Origin of the sequence: Streptococcus infantarius subsp. infantarius ATCC BAA-102, from assembly GCF_000154985.1 — a bacterium.
GTDB classification, from domain to species: domain Bacteria; phylum Bacillota; class Bacilli; order Lactobacillales; family Streptococcaceae; genus Streptococcus; species Streptococcus infantarius.
On record NZ_DS572678.1, the window covers coordinates 1 to 17,645 of the forward strand.

At 36.7% G+C, this 17,645-nt stretch carries 18 protein-coding genes; 5 read left to right on the top strand and 13 right to left on the bottom strand.

Annotated features, from left to right (window positions below):
- Window positions 1-429: 429 nt before the first annotated feature.
- Window positions 430-1,083, bottom strand: a complete 654-nt coding sequence (locus STRINF_RS00115) for a class I SAM-dependent methyltransferase (protein WP_006530961.1) — start codon at window positions 1,081-1,083, stop codon at window positions 430-432.
- 239 nt (window positions 1,084-1,322) lie between these two features.
- Here STRINF_RS00115 and STRINF_RS10385 point away from each other — a divergent pair, with 239 nt between their 5' ends.
- The 4 genes from STRINF_RS10385 to STRINF_RS00125 all read left to right on the top strand — a co-directional run bounded on the left by STRINF_RS10385 (window position 1,323) and on the right by STRINF_RS00125 (window position 4,009).
- Window positions 1,323-1,973, top strand: a complete 651-nt coding sequence (locus tag STRINF_RS10385) for an ABC transporter ATP-binding protein (protein WP_006530962.1) — start codon at window positions 1,323-1,325, stop codon at window positions 1,971-1,973.
- 86 nt (window positions 1,974-2,059) lie between these two features.
- Complete coding sequence (locus STRINF_RS10390; protein WP_231158943.1) at window positions 2,060-2,284, top strand: hypothetical protein; 225 nt, start codon at window positions 2,060-2,062, stop codon at window positions 2,282-2,284.
- Between the two features lie 3 nt (window positions 2,285-2,287).
- Window positions 2,288-2,644 (top strand): ATP-binding cassette domain-containing protein, encoded by a 357-nt coding sequence (locus tag STRINF_RS10395; RefSeq protein WP_006530964.1) that lies wholly within the window; start codon window positions 2,288-2,290, stop codon window positions 2,642-2,644.
- 159 nt (window positions 2,645-2,803) lie between these two features.
- Window positions 2,804-4,009 (top strand): L-lactate MFS transporter, encoded by a 1,206-nt coding sequence (locus STRINF_RS00125; RefSeq protein WP_015695702.1) that lies wholly within the window; start codon window positions 2,804-2,806, stop codon window positions 4,007-4,009.
- A gap of 123 nt (window positions 4,010-4,132) precedes the next feature.
- Here STRINF_RS00125 and STRINF_RS00130 read toward each other — a convergent pair whose 3' ends face one another.
- The gene (locus tag STRINF_RS00130; RefSeq protein ID WP_006530966.1) at window positions 4,133-5,404 is read right to left on the bottom strand and encodes a 2-hydroxycarboxylate transporter family protein; all 1,272 of its coding nucleotides are present in this window, start codon (window positions 5,402-5,404) and stop codon (window positions 4,133-4,135) included.
- Window positions 5,405-5,425: 21 nt separating this feature from the next.
- Window positions 5,426-7,048, bottom strand: coding sequence for a malolactic enzyme (locus STRINF_RS00135; RefSeq protein WP_006530967.1), 1,623 nt, complete (start codon window positions 7,046-7,048; stop codon window positions 5,426-5,428).
- Window positions 7,049-7,204: 156 nt separating this feature from the next.
- Here STRINF_RS00135 and STRINF_RS00140 point away from each other — a divergent pair, with 156 nt between their 5' ends.
- Window positions 7,205-8,086: a LysR family transcriptional regulator gene (locus STRINF_RS00140; RefSeq protein WP_006530968.1), complete on the top strand. Its 882-nt coding sequence runs from the start codon at window positions 7,205-7,207 to the stop codon at window positions 8,084-8,086.
- Window positions 8,087-8,140: 54 nt separating this feature from the next.
- Here STRINF_RS00140 and dltD read toward each other — a convergent pair whose 3' ends face one another.
- The 10 genes from dltD to STRINF_RS00190 all read right to left on the bottom strand — a co-directional run.
- A complete protein-coding gene (dltD, locus tag STRINF_RS00145) occupies window positions 8,141-9,406 on the bottom strand; it encodes a D-alanyl-lipoteichoic acid biosynthesis protein DltD (protein ID WP_006530969.1) in 1,266 nt (421 codons plus the stop codon).
- Window positions 9,399-9,638 (bottom strand): D-alanine--poly(phosphoribitol) ligase subunit DltC, encoded by a 240-nt coding sequence (gene dltC, locus STRINF_RS00150; protein WP_006530970.1) that lies wholly within the window; start codon window positions 9,636-9,638, stop codon window positions 9,399-9,401. Before dltC ends, dltD begins: the two co-directional genes overlap by 8 nt.
- Window positions 9,639-9,664: 26 nt before the next feature.
- A complete protein-coding gene (gene dltB / locus STRINF_RS00155; protein ID WP_006530971.1) occupies window positions 9,665-10,927 on the bottom strand; it encodes a D-alanyl-lipoteichoic acid biosynthesis protein DltB in 1,263 nt (420 codons plus the stop codon).
- Entirely contained in the window at window positions 10,924-12,462 is a 1,539-nt protein-coding gene (gene dltA / locus STRINF_RS00160; RefSeq protein WP_006530972.1) for a D-alanine--poly(phosphoribitol) ligase subunit DltA, read from the bottom strand. The genes dltB and dltA overlap by 4 nt, the downstream gene beginning before the upstream one ends.
- 15 nt (window positions 12,463-12,477) lie before the next feature.
- Complete coding sequence (locus STRINF_RS00165) at window positions 12,478-12,600, bottom strand: teichoic acid D-Ala incorporation-associated protein DltX (RefSeq protein WP_006530973.1); 123 nt, start codon at window positions 12,598-12,600, stop codon at window positions 12,478-12,480.
- 9 nt (window positions 12,601-12,609) lie between these two features.
- Window positions 12,610-13,770 carry a sensor histidine kinase gene (locus STRINF_RS00170; protein WP_174221238.1) on the bottom strand — a complete coding sequence of 387 codons (1,161 nt, stop codon included), beginning with the start codon at window positions 13,768-13,770 and terminating at the stop codon, window positions 12,610-12,612.
- Window positions 13,764-14,453, bottom strand: coding sequence for a response regulator transcription factor (locus STRINF_RS00175; RefSeq protein ID WP_015695709.1), 690 nt, complete (start codon window positions 14,451-14,453; stop codon window positions 13,764-13,766). Before STRINF_RS00175 ends, STRINF_RS00170 begins: the two co-directional genes overlap by 7 nt.
- Window positions 14,454-14,774: 321 nt before the next feature.
- Complete coding sequence (locus STRINF_RS00180) at window positions 14,775-15,569, bottom strand: helix-turn-helix domain-containing protein (RefSeq protein ID WP_006530976.1); 795 nt, start codon at window positions 15,567-15,569, stop codon at window positions 14,775-14,777.
- A gap of 158 nt (window positions 15,570-15,727) precedes the next feature.
- Window positions 15,728-16,444, bottom strand: coding sequence for a beta-glucanase (gene bglS, locus STRINF_RS00185; RefSeq protein WP_006530977.1), 717 nt, complete (start codon window positions 16,442-16,444; stop codon window positions 15,728-15,730).
- Window positions 16,445-16,798: 354 nt separating this feature from the next.
- Window positions 16,799-17,645 (bottom strand): IS3 family transposase (locus STRINF_RS00190; RefSeq protein ID WP_006530978.1); only part of this gene is annotated, 847 nt, incomplete at its 5' end.

A 17,645-nucleotide genomic window follows, 5' to 3' on the forward strand; every position in this document is an offset into this window, starting at 1 on the left:
CATGGTAGCAAGCCCCCTTTCCTCTGTCAATAGTTTTTTACTTTTTATCAGATATTTTTCTAACTTTATAACTTATTTACAATTTTAAGATTAATACTTATTTATTCTAAACTAATTAAAATTAATTGTCAATAATTATGACTTATGTTTTTTTATTTAAATAATATTACAAACATGTTTTATCTATATAAAACTTAACACAGATTTATTATAAAGAGCTACTTTTTGCATCATTTTATTGCAACACAAAAAATTGAGTCAAACAACGATAACGGCAAAGCAACCATCAGTGTTTGACTCACTCTTTTTAGAATATAACACCTATTTTTTACTTAGAAATAATTTCCAAATATTATTCATTTCTATTTTACTAAAATTATCTATCTGTAACGTAAAACAACCAAGGAAATTTTCCTTGGTTATCCTCACTTATTTGATACATTCAAAATAAACCATTGACCCTTCTGTATGGAGATTTATTTTTGAATATAAATTTTCTAACAAATCTTTTAGCTGTTTTTCTGTTTGAAATGGTGGGGTAAACCAACCTTCCTTGGAAAGAATATTTTTTACTAGCCAATCTGTAATTTTTGATTTCCCTTTGATATAGAAACAAGCAATAAATTTACCACCAGGCTTCACCACGCGCCATATCTCTTGAAAAGCTTGGTTTTTATTTGGAAAGGCATGAAAGCCATTCATACTCAAAACAATATCACAAGAGCTATTTTCTAAGGGAAGCTCCCCCACATCACCTTGCATACACAAAATATGCGAATAATTTTCTAAGCGTTTTTTGGCTTGTAAAATCATATCCTCACTGTAATCAAGGCAGATAATATTAGCATTTAACAGTCTCTTCCATTTTTCCTGCGTAAAAACCGCAGTTCCTACAGGAACATCTAGCAAAACACCACTAAAATCCTCTGGAATATAGTCAAGAATCACTCTGGCAATTTTATTATCGTCCACTCCGCTCCAAAACAACTTGATATAAAGCTTGCTAAAAAGACTTCTTTGTGTCAAAACATCATCATAAATCCCTTTTGAAGCACGGTATGCTTTTTTTATTTTATCTGCCATATGGTAACCCCCTTTAAGACTTGTTGTTTCTGCGATATTCTTAAGGTCTCATACTAGGAATTTGAAAGAAAACTTTTTATTTATATCTTCTCTTTATTATAACATATTGAACATAGGCAATGATTTCTTAGCTAGTTTCAATTCTCTCGAAGAATTCAGAAAAGTTTGCGCAAGCGTTTTCTTATTCGCATTTATTTTGTATAATAAATATAAACGAAACATTAAAAAAGAAGAGCTGGATGCCTATGTTGACATATCTATGGAAATTTAAAAAAGAAAATCTACTTTTGCTTGCTATCATCATTTTCTGGGTTATTTCTAATGTCATGAGTTCGCTATCCTTGACATGGATGTTGGATTCACTAATAAAAAGTAAATGGGATAGCTTTGTTTTTTGGAGCGTGATTGATATTCTTTGTTGGGGAGGATACAGTATTTTTCAGATTTGGAAAGATTCCTTGAAAGAAAAGCTGTGTCAGGAAGAAGTCAATCTTATTCGTAATGATTTATTAGATTCTTTAATTAGTCATTCATATGCAGGTAACTCTCATCATAGCAAGGACGAATACAATTCATGGTTAATTAATGACATGAATTTATTAAAAGATAACGGTTTTAATCAGTTATACAGCGCCATTGAAAGTATTATAACTGTGCTATTTAACGCTTTTGCTATCATTTATTTTCATTGGCTACTACTTGCGGTTAGTATTTTAATGACTGCTTTAGTTTACTTTCTTCCTAAAATTTTTGAAAATAATATTGCACAAGAAACGGAGGCTGTTTCATCTGATTTGACTGTTGCTTTAAATCGTACAAGTGATTATTTAAGTGGTTTTGACATTTTTTCCACAATAATCAAACTGCTTACTTTAAAAATCGCATTTTAGCAGACTTTTCCACAGTGGTAAAATCCAAGGTTAAGTTGGCAAGAAGCTCTAGTACGGCTAATTCTCTTTCATTGATGTCAAGTGTTGTGGCACAAGTAATTATTTTTATGGTTACTGGTTATCTAGTCATTAAGGGGGAAATCACTACGGGGGTTATTTTCTCAATTGCCAATCTAACCAGTTGCCTATTCAACTACACTAGGGGAGCTGCTTATAACATTGTTACCTTTAAAGCGACCTTTAAATTGCTAGAAAAATACCCTAAAAAAGTAAGTATTGAGAATCTCGATGCCATAACTAATTTTAATTAAGAATTGGTTATTCACGATTTGTGTGTCACTTTTGAAAATGGCAATAGCATCACCTATCCTAATATTACGATTAAGAAAGGAGAAAAAGTTGCTATTGTGGGAGGATCGGGTGCTGGAAAATCAACATTAATCCGAGTATTAACAGGAGAATTGACCTGCTATGACGGTGATATTGTGATTGATAATCATCATTACAAAGATACGTTGCTAGAAAGTTTGCAAACTATTTTTGCCTTGATTCCTCAAAAACCACATATTTTTAAAGAATCTTTACTTGATAATCTGACCCTTAGTCGTTCTGTGGATAAGGACGTTTTTAAAAAGATTTTGACTTTTGCACATGTGGATAGCTTTATTTGACCAAATTATAAAACTCTGAACATTCTTAGCTGCCTCTTTTTTATCATTCGTTTTTTATACAACAAAAATACTATTTTACTTATAATAAAAAATAAGATATAATAATATCCTAACATTATTTAAAACATTGTGTCTTAATATTCGTAAAAAGGAGAAGTAATGTCTACCAACAATCGTTATGTTATCGCAAGTTGTGGTGTTATCTTGCATTTAATGCTAGGCTCTACCTACGCTTGGAGTGTTTATCGTAATCCTATTATTGCTGAGACTAGCTGGACTCAATCAGCGATTGCCTTTGCTTTTTCGCTTGCCATTTTCTGTTTGGGCATGTCGGCTGCATTTATGGGGCAGGTTGTGGAAAAATTTGGACCTCGTGTTACTGGTACCATTTCTGCTATCTTATATGCTTCTGGAAACATCCTGACAGGCTTTGCTATTGCCCAGCATAGTATCTTTCTGCTTTATCTTGGTTATGGTGTCCTTGGCGGTATCGGGCTGGGTACGGGCTATGTCACACCCGTATCAATGATTATCAAGTGGTTTCCTGATAAACGAGGGCTGGCAACTGGGCTAGCTATCATGGGATTTGGCTTTGCCTCTCTTTTAACCAGTCCAATTGCGCATTTTTTAATCACCAAATATGATGTTATCAACACCTTTTACCTGTTAGGGGGAGCTTATTTTCTGGTCATGCTTATCGTCTCACAGTTTCTCAAATTTCCATCCTACAGTGAAGAGGATACTGACGATAGTCGTAAGCAATTAAGTCAAGGTATTGGAGCTAAAAAAGCCTTAAAAACAGTTGAATTTTACCTGCTCTGGCTAATTCTCTTCATCAACATTTCTTGTGGGCTTGCCTTAATCTCTGTTGTCTCACCTATGGCACAAGATGTAGCTGGCATGACTGCCAACCAAGCTGCCATTATCGTTGGGCTTATGGGAATTTTCAATGGCTTTGGAAGATTGCTCTGGGCTAGCTTGTCAGACTATATCGGTCGTCCGCTGACCTTCCTTATTTTATTTGTTGTTAATATACTCATGACTGTATCGCTCATATTCCTTCACGCGCCAGCATTGTTCACCATTGCCATGGCTGTGCTCATGACTTGCTACGGAGCTGGCTTCTCACTCATTCCACCATATCTTAGCGATATTTTCGGTGCTAAAGAGCTAGCAACCATGCACGGTTATATTTTAACAGCTTGGGGAATGGCTGCGCTAGCAGGTCCAATGCTGCTTGCTGTCACATACTCAGCAACCAAATCATACACAAGTACTCTTATTATCTTTATCCTACTCTATCTACTTGCACTAGCTATTACACTTTGGCTAAAATCACAAAAAGAAAATAAATATTTATCATAAAAATAACCCCCTAGCCTGTGGTGAGCAAGCTAGGGGGTTCTGTGTAATAATATTGTCTATTTTTTCAGAGTAAACACAAATTTTAAAGGGTATTCAATACATTTTAAGGAGTAAAGTGTTGAATTAATGTAAAAATTGGATTAGGATTCCTCCAAGGATGAGGACGATTGCACCGCCAAGTCGGTTTGCCATTTGGGCAAAGGCAATCATTTCCATGCGGTCCGCCGCAGAAAGCACAGCGATATTTCCTGTGCCACCCATGGAATTGTTAATCATCCCAGCACCGATAGCTGTTTCGACTGGATACATACCGAGAACCTGTCCCAAAATCCAGCTAGCAAGTCCCATTGACACAACAGATGTTAAACCGATAAGGACAAATTGCCATGTCATGGCTTGCGCTAATGAACTCAAATCAATCATTGAAAGCCCAATACCTGCCAAAACAGCGTGTGTCAAGTTAGTCATAATCACACGATTAAACATAACCACTGCTTCTTCTAATGGTTTTGGTACAATATCAAGCGCTTTGAGAACAAAGACAATGATAATCATAAAGGCATAGCTGTGCACTTTTGGAATAAAGGCATTTAAGATAACTCCGATAAGGAAAAGGGCAAAGGCAAGCATCATTCCGACACCGATTTTTTTAGGGTCAAGCGGAGCTTCAGATTTTTTCAAATCGTCTTTGTCAACAGGGATGAGCACACCGTGCCCATTGAATTTGGTGTTAGCAAATCCACGCGCCAACACAATGGCACCGATAATGGCAAAAATATTTCCTAGCGTGGTTGCTGGGGCTAATTGTGACAAGATTGATGAGGCATCTGTGTGCAATCCAGCCGCATAGATTTTGGATAATGGCACGATTCCTGCACCCATTCCTCCTGCCATTTGGGCAAATGAAATGTACATGACAGAATGTCCAAAGCCTTGACCGAGCAAAGCCCCAACAGCACCAGTAGCAAAGAAACCGATAACCATTGATAAAAGAGCGACAGGAATGAATTTAGCAGAGGCTTTCACCAAAAGTTTGCGGTTCATCCCTAGAATTGAGCCACAAATAAGCGCTGCAATATAAAAATCTAGAAAACCCCAATCACTCATGAAACTAGAAGTGGCTGAGACAACTGATCTTGGAATCAATCCTGTTGAAGCTAAGATTGCGGCTAACAGCAAGGTAAAGACTGACCCACCACCAAGGTAAGTATTCCAAAATGGTAATCGTTCACCAAGGAAGTAGAAAAGATGTCCTAAAACGACCAATATGAAAGTAATTCCAACCATATTGAGCGGTAGTTTCCCCATAGCAATAACAACAGCTAAAATGATAACCAGAGCCGTATAAAGCGGTAGAGAAAGACCTGCAATTTTAATATCTTTTAATTTTTTCATACGAATGGTTATCCTCCTAAATTAATATTTTGGATACCATTTAAGGTCACGAACAGCTTTAGCCATATCTTTTTCTTCAGCTTGAGCCAAACCTTGTTCTTGAGCTTTTTTGGCAACAGCTTCCGCAACTTTGATAGAAACTTCAGCAACGTATTGGAATGGAGGAAGAACAGGTGCTCCTGGTTGACCTGGATCTACAAGACCACTGAGTGAGTGAGCTGCAGCACCAATCATTTCATCTGTAAGAAGCGATGCTTCAGAAGCCAACATACCAAGACCAAGACCTGGATAGATTAGGGCATTGTTTGCTTGACCGATTTGGTAATCAACGCCTTTGTAGCTTACTGTACCTGAAGGTACACCAGTCGCAACGAAGGCTTTACCGTCTGACCATTCGATAACTTGTTTGGCAGTTGCTTCTAATTTCTTAGTTGGGTTAGAAATTGGGAAGATAACTGGGCGTTCAGTGTTTTCGCACATTGCTTCAACGACTTCTTTAGTGAAAGCACCAGCGTCTGTTGATGTTCCGACCAAGATTGTTGGTTTAACAGCTTTGATAACGTCAAGAAGTTTAGTCATGTCCCCGCAATTTGCAAAATCTTCACGTTTTTTAGCAAATGGTTTTTGGGCAGGTGTCAAATCGTCCATATCGTCGAAAAGGAGACCTTGTTTGTCAATCATGAAGAAATGTTTGTAAGCTTCTTCTGATGAAAGCCCTTCTGAAACCATTTCAGCATGAACACGTTCAGCAATACCAGCACCAGCAGAACCACCACCGTAGCATAGGTAAACTTGGTCAGTTAGTTTTTCACCAGTGATGTCCATAGCACCGAAGATACCACCAAGAACTACGATACCTGTACCTTGGATGTCATCGTTAAATGTTGGAATTTCTTTTTTGTATTTGTTAAGAATGTTCGCAGCATTTGAACGACCGAAATCTTCCCAGTGAAGGTACAATTTAGGGAACATGTTTTCAGCTGTTTGAACGAATTTGTCGATAAATTCGTAGTATTGGTCACCTGTAACACGTTCGTGGCGGTTACCAAGATACATTGGATTTTCCAAAAGTTCTTTACGGTTTGTACCAGCATCGATAACAAGTGGCATAACTGATGCAGGATCAATACCAGCTGCAGCTGTGTAAATCATCAATTTACCAACAGAGATATCCACACCTTGTACACCCCAGTCACCGATACCAAGGATACCTTCAGCATCTGTTACAACGATCAAACGGATATCGCGGTCGCCAGCAGCATTACGCAATGTTTCTTCGATGTTTTCTGGGTGGTTGATATCAAGGTATGCAGCGTATTGTGGGTCAACGTACAATTCACTGTATTCTTCGATTGTTTCAGCGATAACTGGATCGTATACAATTGGGTTGAATTCAACGATGTGTTGGTTGAATAGGTAGTAGAAAAGTGTACGGTTAGTGTTGAAAATCTCCATCAAGAAATGACGTTTTTCAAGATTTGATGGCTTACGCAAGAAATTTTGGTAAGCTTGTTCAGCTTGTTCTTCAATTGTTTGAACGTAAGGCGGTAAAATACCAAGCAAGCCAAGTTCTTTACGTTCTTCCATAGTAAAGGCAGTCCCTTTATTTAAAAACGGGTTATTTAGAATTTCATGTCCACGCATGATTTTTCCTCCTGATAGTATATTAAATATGTAGAAAGATCTTATGCGGGTCATTATAAACTTCCAAACTTCTTATAGTCAAACCCATCAGTTTTAATAAATAATATTTATAAGTAGAATCCAAAGAATATGATAAAATAAGTCAAGGAGGTAGGCATGAACTTACGTGATTTAGAGTATTTTTACCAGTTAGCCAAATCAAAATCCTATACTGGAACAGCGCAGCATTTCAAGGTCAGCCAACCGACAATTTCTTACGCTATCAAACGTTTAGAAAAAGAGTTGGACTGTGACTTAGTCATTAAAGATCCTTCGCACCGTACTGCCGAATTAACCTTACAAGGTGATATTTTCCAAAGTCACGTGGAGGATGTCTTACTACAAATCAAAACAGCAGTTAATGAGGTTCACCAATCACTCAATCCTATGACGACCGTTGGTTTCCCGCCTATTATCTGTAATTATATTTTGACTGAATTGCTGGAACAAAATGAAAACTTGGAACCTTTTTCACAGGTAAAAGCCATTCGTGGCGGTTCAAATAGCCTCATGATGAAATTGCTCGATGGACAAATTGATTTTAGTCTGCTTGGCTCACTAGCTCCCTTAAAAAATGACCAATTGGTCATCCGACAACTCTTCAAAAAAGATTTTTACGTTGTCCTTTCTAAAAATCATCCACTAGCTAAACAAAAAGAATTATCATTCCAAGATATTCTCTTTGAAAAATTCATTCTGCTAGATGAACACAACATCCACTTAACAGCTTTCAACCAGTTAAATCATCGCTATCACGACCAAGCATCCGTCTTATTCAAAATCGATGATGTGTCTGTCATCAAGCAAATGGTTGCTGAAAACATGGGAATTTCACTTTTATCTGATATTGCTCTTGCTAGTGATTCTGATCAACTGGTCAAAATCCCATTAGCAAAAGAGGATAGCATCACATTTTACGTCAGCTATGCCCATTCAAAACATGCTGTTTTATCAGATGAAACTGAAAAACTGATTGATTTGATTGAAAAAGTGTCATAGCAAATAAAACAAAAAACTCAACCCGATAGGGTTGAGTTTTTCCATGTTGAATTTTTAATAGAATGAATCAGGCTCTTTGGTGTAATTTGCCCATTTTTTACTTAGAAATTGTTTGTTGATTTGGTAATTTGGTTTACTTTGCTTTTCAGTCAAGAACGGGTTAACAGCCTTATCCATAGCTACCCAGCCATTCCAGCCCATGTGGATAGTATCTTGCATGAAGTAAGCCTTATCACCATCTCTTGAGAAATCAGCAATATTTTTAAATCCTTGACTTTGCAACTGGTATTTGATTTTTTCAACTGCTTTTTGGTACATGTCTTCGTTAAGCCCTGTATAATCTGACCATTTGCTATTAACAGGTGGGATAACAAAAAGAACATTGGTATCATTTTGAGCAAATTGGTTCAATACCAATTGTAGATCGTTGTACTCCGGTGATTTTAAGTAGTTAAATTTACGTTGAGAATTTTTTAAATCTTTCAATATCGGTTTGATACGAATATCATAAAAACCGTTGTCGATTCCAAAGGTATTACCACTACTTGCTTTTTTACCATCAGCTGTTGCTAGTTTTCCTAGTTTCTGATATGAAAAAGCATTTGGGAGTTTTTTAGCTTGAGTAACTACTTTGCTATCGTAATGATCAATCACAGAAACGCGACTGAAGAAAGCATCTTCTTTTTGATAAACAACACTTTGAGTTCTGAGTTTTCTCTTATCAGCTGCTGATAATTTTTTGCCTTCAGCTACTTTTTCCATCATGTCTTTGAATGAAGACTCTGGATAAAGTTTCAAGAAACGTTTAGCAGCATAACGATCATAAGCTGTTCCTGTTTGGCTTTGCAAGAAATCAATGGCTTGTCCACTGCTAAAATAAGATTGAAACGCGGCAGCATTGGCACCCTTAGCCGTAAACCACTGAGGAGAAATGAAATAAACGGCTTGTTTATTTTTCAACTCATTATTGATTTGTTGGATGCCATAAAAATGCGTCAATGAGGCAGATCCTCTTTGGCCAAGCAAATATGGTGTATAAGAACGATTGTAAGCTTCTGCAATGACAGAAGGGTGCATTTTATCAAAGCGCAGCCACTCACTTGATCCAAAGAACGGAACAAAACGGTGCTTTGGATCCGTTAAAGCACGAACCTTTTTATATTTGCTTTTAAAACCTGTTTTACTTAAGGAAACAGCGTCTTTCTTTTCTACTTTTAGGGAGTGCGATTTATTCGAAAGCGAGACACTACCCAGACTAATGACAACTAGCAAAAAGGCACAAATAACTGGTCCTAGAATTTGCCAAAGGCGTTTAAGCATTGCGAAGTTCCTCAATTCCAGCAATGATTTTATTAGCGGTATTCCAATCATCACGTCCAAATTCTGAAATTGGAATTTCAATATCAAAATGACTTTCCAATTCAACAATCAATTCAACAGTTCCCATACTATCAAGGACGCCTGCGTCAAACAAATCTTCATCCATCATGTCTGAAACGTCTTCCATAAAAAGATCATCAATAATTGCTAATACATCTGATTTAATATCCATTTGCTAAACTCCTTTATATTGAATTTTTATTTTACAGGTGGTTGTGGGAACCATAATTGATCCAAGAAACCTGAAAATAGTAAGAATGATAACATCACAACATTAAATGTGATGAAAATACCAAGACCTTGTGTCCATTTGTTGTCAGGCAAAGGTGAGAGTCCTTGTTTTTTGCGCTCACGATTGATTTTTTTCTTCTTACGAACCCAAGCATCATTAATCACAAGACCCACACCATGAAATAGTCCATAAGTGATATAGTACCATGTTAAGCCATGCCAAAATCCCATGATTAACATGTTAATAATATAAGCGACGCTTGATGTGACATTGCGATTTTTAAAAACTTTGTGTTTAACCAAGACCTTAACCAAACGCATGAAAACAAAATCACGGAACCAGAAAGACAAACTCATGTGCCAACGATTCCAAAATTCTTTCAAATCGCGTGATTTAAAAGGCTGATTAAAGTTAACTGGGCTTTTAATCCCCATAAGATTTGAAATAGCTAGCGCAAACATGCTATAACCCGCAAAGTCAAAGAATAAATCAAAACCATAGGTGTACATAACACCTAGCGTAGCAATGTTAAAGACTCCGCCCATTTCCAGGGCTTCTTCTTTTAGTGGCGCCATAAGCAGTGTTCCAAAAATGTAAGCTAGGATAAACTTGTAAAGAAATCCAAGCATCAAGTAGCGAACACTTTCTTCAAACATATCAAGCAGTTCATCTTTGTCAGGAATATTTCTATAATCCTCATCAAAGCGATTGAAGCGATCAATTGGTCCACTTGAAAAAGTTGGCATAAAGAGAAGGAAACGCAAAAAGTGCCACAGACTAAACTCTTTTAAGACACCATCTCGCATTTCTATAATTGTGCCAACCGCACGGAAAGTCAGGTAAGAAATCCCTAAAAATCCAAAAAGCGATTGATGATTATCAATAGTCATCAAAGGGGTAATCTTAGTCCACGCTAGTGGAAAAACAGCTAAGAAAACCCAAAGGTAAAATACCCACTTATTGTTATAATTTTTCCGATAAATCTTGTAAGAAAAGACCAGAAAAATTTGCCAAACCACGTAAGCTAAAAGAGAAAGAATCTGATAAAGATTTTTCCCTGTCAGCATCAAAATAATGAAAGCTAAGCTAACCAAAGCTTCATAAACAGGAAATCGTTTTTTGAAAAATAATCCGATAAAAATAGGTAAGACAGCCACAATCAGGTAAAGAAAATACTGCGGATTACCGTAAGCCTCTAAGTGTGGCAACTGATGAAGAAATGCTATCATCGGCTATTTACCTCGTTCATCAAACCTTTGATATCGATTTTACCATTTGGTGTAAGCGGCAAGCTATCACGGTAAAGGAATTTTGAAGGCATCATATAATCCATCATGATGTCTTTCAAGTCTTCCTTAATCGCTTTAGTGATGTCCAATTGACGCTCAAATTGTTCTGCGACACCTTCTTTTAACACCACATATGCTAGAAGATTTTGTACCTTGTGGTCTTTGTTGTAACGCGGAACAGCGACAGCTGACTTGATATATTCTGATTTGTTAAGATTTTGTGAAACTTCCTCAAGCTCGATACGGTAACCGTTGAATTTGATTTGGAAGTCCATGCGTCCGCCGTAAAGAAGCATGCCTTGGTCAGTCATCACACCCAAATCTCCAGTGTGATAAGCTGGCAAGCCTTCAAATTCAAAGAAAGCAGCTTGTGTGCGTTCAGGATTATTGAGATACCCTTTTGAAACAGCAGGACCAGAGACAATGATTTCACCTTGCTCGCCATTCGGCAAAGCTTTGCCATTTTCATCAATGATAAAAGTTGGTGAATCTGCTTTGGTGTAACCAATCGGCAGACGTTTGCAAGTTGCTAGCATCTCATCGGTGATAGCTACCGCAGAAAGGGCAACGGTAGCTTCTGTCGGACCATAAGCATTAACAATGCGTGCTTTCGGGAAACGGCTACGCAATTTTTGCGCTGTTTTTACTGTTAACTCTTCCCCATCGAAATAAAAATGTGTCAGATGTGGCAATGTTTCTTGATTAAAGTCATTTGACAACATAGCCATATCAGCAAATGATGGTGTTGATGTCCAAACCCCAATCGGCAATTCATTAATGGTTGTAAAGAGTCGTTTAAAGTCTGTTGTTAATTCTTTTGGAAGTGCAAAAAGTGTCCCTCCAAGGGCTAGCGTTGGTGCCCAATACATAACTGACAAATCAAACGAATAAGGCGGCTGCGCCAACATTTGTGGTCGTTCTGGCACTGAAAATTCTTTGTCAGAAATCATCCAATTAGTGAAACTTAGGAGATTGTCATGTGAGATTTGCACCCCTTTTGGTTTTCCTGTTGTCCCAGACGTAAAGATAATATAATAATTGTCATCGCCTTTAACAGAGTGAGTCAATTGATAGTCCGTTTTTTGAGCGAAAATCGTCTGTAATTGGTCAAGCTTAATCATTGGAATATTCGTTATTTCCAAAGGAAAATCACTTACAGCAATAATCAAACTTGGCTCTGCCACTTCTAAAATCGCTTCAATGCGTTCAAGAGCTGAATGTTGGTCAACAGGAATATAAGCATGTCCAGATTTTGTTAATGCCACAAAAGTAGCCAACATGTCATACTCTTGTCCTCCAAAAACAAGAACAGGAGATTTTTCTTCCAGCTTTAAAAAATCAATATAAGCAGCAAGGGAATCCGAATTTTCCTTTAAATCGCGATAAGTGTGAACATCTCCTAAGACATTATAGACAGGGAAATCTCCTTGTGTCTGAGCAAAATGCTCAATTCTCTCAATCATATCGTGTAACATGAACCGTTTACCTTTCTAATACTCATTGTAGATGAAATTACCTTGACCACGACCAAGATAACTGAAAAAATAAATTAAAACCATAAAAATCACAAAATAAAACAAGGTTTTTAATACAAATCGAGTGGTATCTTTCATTTAAACTCCTTATTTAAGTGGTAATTGTACTTCAAATGTTAACTGGCTATCAGCTTGACTGACAGTGATACTGCCTTTATATTTTTCTAAAATAGCTTTGGCAATCGCCAAACCTAAACCAAAACTTGAGCTGCTATTGCGGGAATCTTCTGCTTGATAGAAACGTTCAAAAAGATTTTTCAAAACCTCATCTGGATAGACCAGACTAGGATTTGACACTCGTAAAAGTGCTGTTTTCTTTTCTTGCAACAACTCTACGGTAATCTTTCCATTATCCAAAGAATGCTTAATAGCATTATCCAAAAGGATGGTAACCAACTGCTTCAACTGAGATTCTTGACCAAGAATTTCAATATTTTCAGCGATTTGATCTTCGATTAATTTGCCCTCTTCATAGGCTAGACTTTCATAACTTAGAATCATTTCTTGGCAGATACTTGATAAATCGACTTTTTCAAAATGTGCTCTACCATCTTTGTCATCAAGCTTAGACAAGCCAAGCAACTCTTGAATCAAATGTTCCATACGTTTGGTTTCTGAAAGAATATGATTCAAATAACGATTAGGAGCAATTTGATTTTGCAATACTTGAGCATTGGCACGGATAGAAGCTATCGGTGTCTTCAACTCATGACTAGCATCTGAAACAAATTGTTTTTCGCGATCAATTGCAGCTTGTGCTGGTTGAACGATAAAACGTGATAGGTAGATACTAACTCCCGTAAGCAAAAGAAGACCAAAAATAACATAAACAGTAATCAGAAAAATTTGAGCATAAGAAGCTGAATAGCTTGAAAAATCAATAAAGACAAGTTGCCAAGTTCCATCTTTCTTTTCCTTCAAAGAATAGATGTAATCATGCCATTTCCAACTCTTTTTCCCTCTGTTTAACAAATCTTTGCTGACTTCTTTAACCTCTTTATTGGTTAAAAAAGTGTTGTTAACTTGAATATCTGGTTTGTCATTTTCATCAATGGTGACAAAAGCAATGGCTTCGTCAGTATTTTCTTTGACATAACCATTAGCAGCCACCAATTTAACAATCCGATAAGTATCATACTCATCCCAATATTTGTCATAACGTTCACCAATGACCAATAACACCAAAACCATGGCAGTTAACATGGACATCGTAATCAAGACAAATTTTAGCCGAAGATTCTTCATGATGAGCCTTCTTTCTCTCCATCTTCTAGTGAGTAACCAACGCCTTTGGTCGTTTTAATAACAGCACTGGCTGCCAAGAAACGAAGTTTCTTACGTAAAAAGGAGATAAAGACTTCCAGTTGATTATAATCGGATTCATCTAAAGGTCCCCAGACCTTCAAAATTAATTGGTTTTTGGGGATAATCTTCTTGGAATTTCGCAAGAAAGTTTCCATCAGCAGAAATTCTTTATTAGACAACTTAACTTCGCGCTCTGCCACGCTTAATTCTCTCGTGTCCAGATTCAAAATCAAATTGCCAAACTTGAGATGATTCACTTGCGTAATAGACGATTGACGAGTCCGCAAACGAATTCGTGCCAATAATTCTTCTGCCTCAAATGGCTTAATCATATAGTCATCAGCACCCAAATCAAGTCCCAAAACACGGTCTTCTAACTGAGATTTGGCTGTCAAAAAAATGATAGGAACTTCCATTCCCATTTGGCGCACGCGCTTCAACACACTGACACCATCAAATTTTGGCAACATAATATCCAAAAGAACCAAATCATAAAGTCCCGTTAATATATAATCCAGTGCAGACTCACCATCAAAAACCAAATCCACTTCATAACGGTGATTTTCAAGAATGGCTTGAATAGCTTCCGCGATTCCTTTCTCATCCTCGACCACTAAAATTCTCAACTGGCTCTCCTCTCTTTTTACTCAAAATCTAGTATAAAATGCCAAAATTGAATTAACCTTGAAATTTTCTTAATTTTTAAGATTGCCTGTTTAAAAATATCCTAACACTGACTTATACCAAACCATTATAAGTAAGTCTCTCCCAGAAAGTCCGTGTAAACTGATGAAAATCTATAGCAAAAATGTGGCAATTTCTTTAATTCTAGTTTATACCCAATTTTAAAAAATGTCCTTACAGAGCTGTAAGTTTGGCAAAAAATAAGAGCCTGGGGTAAATGCCTCAGACTCTACATTTTCAATCACATACTATGTTTGTGTATATTACATGGCTTCAGAAGAACTATTAGTCTTGTCACCTTCTGACCAAATCTTTTCATTCCACTTAACGTTATGATGCGTGTCACGATATTTTTTAGACGTAATGCCGACAACTTTTTTAAACTGTTGAATAAAGTGACTTTGTGATGAAAATGATAAATGATTCGCAATTTCAATCATTGAATAATCACTGAATTTCAATAAGTCTTTTGCAACTTCTATTTTTTTATTTTTAACATAAGTGCTTACGGACACGCCAAATTCTTTCTTGAATAAGCGTGATAAATAGCTTACTGAAATGACAAATTCACTCGCTAACTGTTCAACCGTAATGCGTTCTTTCACGTGGCAATAGATATAATCCTTACAATCTGAAACGTGTTTTGAAATGACATCTTTTCGAATTTCACGTCGCATGCGTTCTGTGTAATCAATAACCATCTCTTCGTGCAAATTTTGAACTTCTTGTGCCGTGTGAAGGTCATCTAATTTTTGAATATAAAAGTCACTCAGTCTAAAAGCTTGTTCTAATTCCATGCCATTTTGACCACACATGCGTGTAATCATAGCTGTCGTAATGACAAAGTGATATTTCAAATTGGTAATGGGGATTACGTGACAAAGTTCCCACACCATCTTCTGATACAAAACGTTCTTGTTCACAATTTTTGCGGACCGCTTCAACATCCCCGTAGCTACCGCTTGATAGAACAAAAATTCCTGAGTCAAGGGACGATGTTCAACATCATCCAAATTATCACTAATCGCTAAAAGTCTCCATTCATCCTTATAATTCATTTCTAATCCCCTTTTTTGTAAACGATTACTATTTTCTTTTCATTTGAACATATTCTTGCAAATTTGATAAAAATAAAGTGGAAAAAATGGAAGTGAGACAAAATAAAGTCTCTATCGGAGACTTTATTGCTGAATGTAACTCTTAAATATAAAGAAGATTATTCATCATAGCTAATCCAGTCATAGTATGCATACAAAGGAGTTCGACCATTGTATGGAGCCAACCAGGCATCTACGCCTTTTCCTGGCCAAGCATTCATCATAATCTTACCAGGTGTGCTAGAAATATCATTGTAAGCAGTATAAACAGCTCTTCCATCAACATACCAAGTAATGTGATCAGCTTGCCAATCAAAACCATAAGTATGGAAGCCTTGAGAGGCATCAAATCCTAAATTGTGAAGATGCACGTGTTCATCTTTTTGACCTCTACCGTTAGTAAAGTAGTTGAATTGAACTTTTGTTGTATCTTTCCCTAAAAATTCAATGTCAATTTCATCCCAAGGTTTGCCTTCACTCGGACCAGTATAAGTGAAGAATGAAGAAACGACACCTGGATTTTTAATAGGTTTCATGTTCACTTGATAAAGACCATAGCCGAAGCGATCTTTACTACGCCATTCGCCCCCAGTGTAGCCACCACGACCATCACTGTCAATTTTAAGACTCATCAAGCCGTTATTAAAGCCGACATTTCCAGGGACAAAATTACAATTAAACATACTTCCATTAGAACCATTACGAAGTTCCATGGTGCTACCATTATAGTAATTTAGTTCTTGACTATAGTGGTATTTGCTTTGCGCATCAACACCTTGTTGAAAACCAAAGAAAGCCAATAAGAGAACAATTAAACAACTAACTTTTGTCCACATAATAATACCTCAATTTTAATCATTTTTAAAAAGGAGTTCTGTCAGAAAAAGGAACTAATCTCCTCTACTACAGATTGAAAACGCCTAATCAATCATAGTTAAATTCACTTTTTCTTTTCAGTAACTGTTACTTCAAAAATGGGGCAATTTTTCTTTTTCATAATTCCGAAAAGAATGCTAGTCACACGATAAATGTTTCTCTTTAAAACCCTCCTTACACCGTTATGTCATAAGTATAGCGCTTTCATTTTAGATAATATATTATATTCTCACAAAAAATATCAAATTTATGACCTGAAGGCAGAAAATTAAAAAAGTCTTCTCTGTACTGACCCCAAAAAGTTGGACAATAAATTATTGAAAGGATTTAGTTCTGTATTGCACAGGACTGAGTCCTTTTAATTTTGTCTTGATACGTTTATTGTTGTAATAAAAAATATAATCCGTAATGGCTTGTTCTAGCTTATCAAGCGACTTAAAAGTCTTTTCATAACCGTAAAACATCTCAGACTTTAAGATGCCAAAGAAGGACTCCATCATGCCATTATCTGGACTATTTCCCTTGCGTGACATAGATGGACGAATCCCTTTGGATGCCAAGAAATCATGATAAGACTGGTGTTGATATTGCCACCCTTGGTCGCTGTGAAGAATAGTTCCTTGGTAAGAGGTAGCCGGAAATGCTCTTTTAAGCATGGTTTGAACCTGTTTTAAATCAGGTGAGCGTGACAAGGTGAATTCAATAATCTCACTATTGTATCCATCAAGAACAGGGGATAAATAGAGTTTCTCTCTAATATTTGGTAAAGCGAATTCAGTGACATCCGTATAACACTTCTCATAAGGCTTAGCCCCTTCAAACTGACGTTGAATTAGATTATCAGCTTTCTTCCCAATCTCTCCCTTGTAAGACGAGTATTTACGCTTACAACGAGTACGAGCAGCGAGTCCCATGAGTTTCATTAACCGTTGAACCTTCTTATGATTGATAACAAATCCTCGGTTTCTTAGTTCTAAATAAATACGACGGTATCCATAATTGCCTTTATGGTCAACGTAAATGGTTTGAATCATCTCTTTGACCTTCTTATCTTTCTTAGCTCTATTAAACCGTTTCAACTGATAATAATAAGTAGAACGAGCTAGCTTAGCGGTTTTTAGTAAGAGGTCTAATCGAAATCCTCCTGAGACCAGTTCTCTA

Excerpts from the sequence above, each read along its gene's own strand:
- STRINF_RS00115 (WP_006530961.1), bottom strand. The coding sequence starts at position 1,083 with ATGGCAGATAAAATAAAAAAAGCATACCGTGCTTCAAAAGGGATTTAT.
- STRINF_RS10385 (WP_006530962.1), top strand. The coding sequence starts at position 1,323 with ATGCCTATGTTGACATATCTATGGAAATTTAAAAAAGAAAATCTACTT.
- STRINF_RS00125 (WP_015695702.1), top strand. The coding sequence starts at position 2,804 with ATGTCTACCAACAATCGTTATGTTATCGCAAGTTGTGGTGTTATCTTG.
- STRINF_RS00130 (WP_006530966.1), bottom strand. The coding sequence starts at position 5,404 with ATGAAAAAATTAAAAGATATTAAAATTGCAGGTCTTTCTCTACCGCTT.
- STRINF_RS00135 (WP_006530967.1), bottom strand. The coding sequence starts at position 7,048 with ATGCGTGGACATGAAATTCTAAATAACCCGTTTTTAAATAAAGGGACT.
- STRINF_RS00140 (WP_006530968.1), top strand. The coding sequence starts at position 7,205 with ATGAACTTACGTGATTTAGAGTATTTTTACCAGTTAGCCAAATCAAAA.
- dltD (WP_006530969.1), bottom strand. The coding sequence starts at position 9,406 with ATGCTTAAACGCCTTTGGCAAATTCTAGGACCAGTTATTTGTGCCTTT.
- dltC (WP_006530970.1), bottom strand. The coding sequence starts at position 9,638 with ATGGATATTAAATCAGATGTATTAGCAATTATTGATGATCTTTTTATG.
- dltB (WP_006530971.1), bottom strand. The coding sequence starts at position 10,927 with ATGATAGCATTTCTTCATCAGTTGCCACACTTAGAGGCTTACGGTAAT.
- dltA (WP_006530972.1), bottom strand. The coding sequence starts at position 12,462 with ATGTTACACGATATGATTGAGAGAATTGAGCATTTTGCTCAGACACAA.
- STRINF_RS00165 (WP_006530973.1), bottom strand. The coding sequence starts at position 12,600 with ATGAAAGATACCACTCGATTTGTATTAAAAACCTTGTTTTATTTTGTG.
- STRINF_RS00180 (WP_006530976.1), bottom strand. The coding sequence starts at position 15,569 with ATGAATTATAAGGATGAATGGAGACTTTTAGCGATTAGTGATAATTTG.
- bglS (WP_006530977.1), bottom strand. The coding sequence starts at position 16,444 with ATGTGGACAAAAGTTAGTTGTTTAATTGTTCTCTTATTGGCTTTCTTT.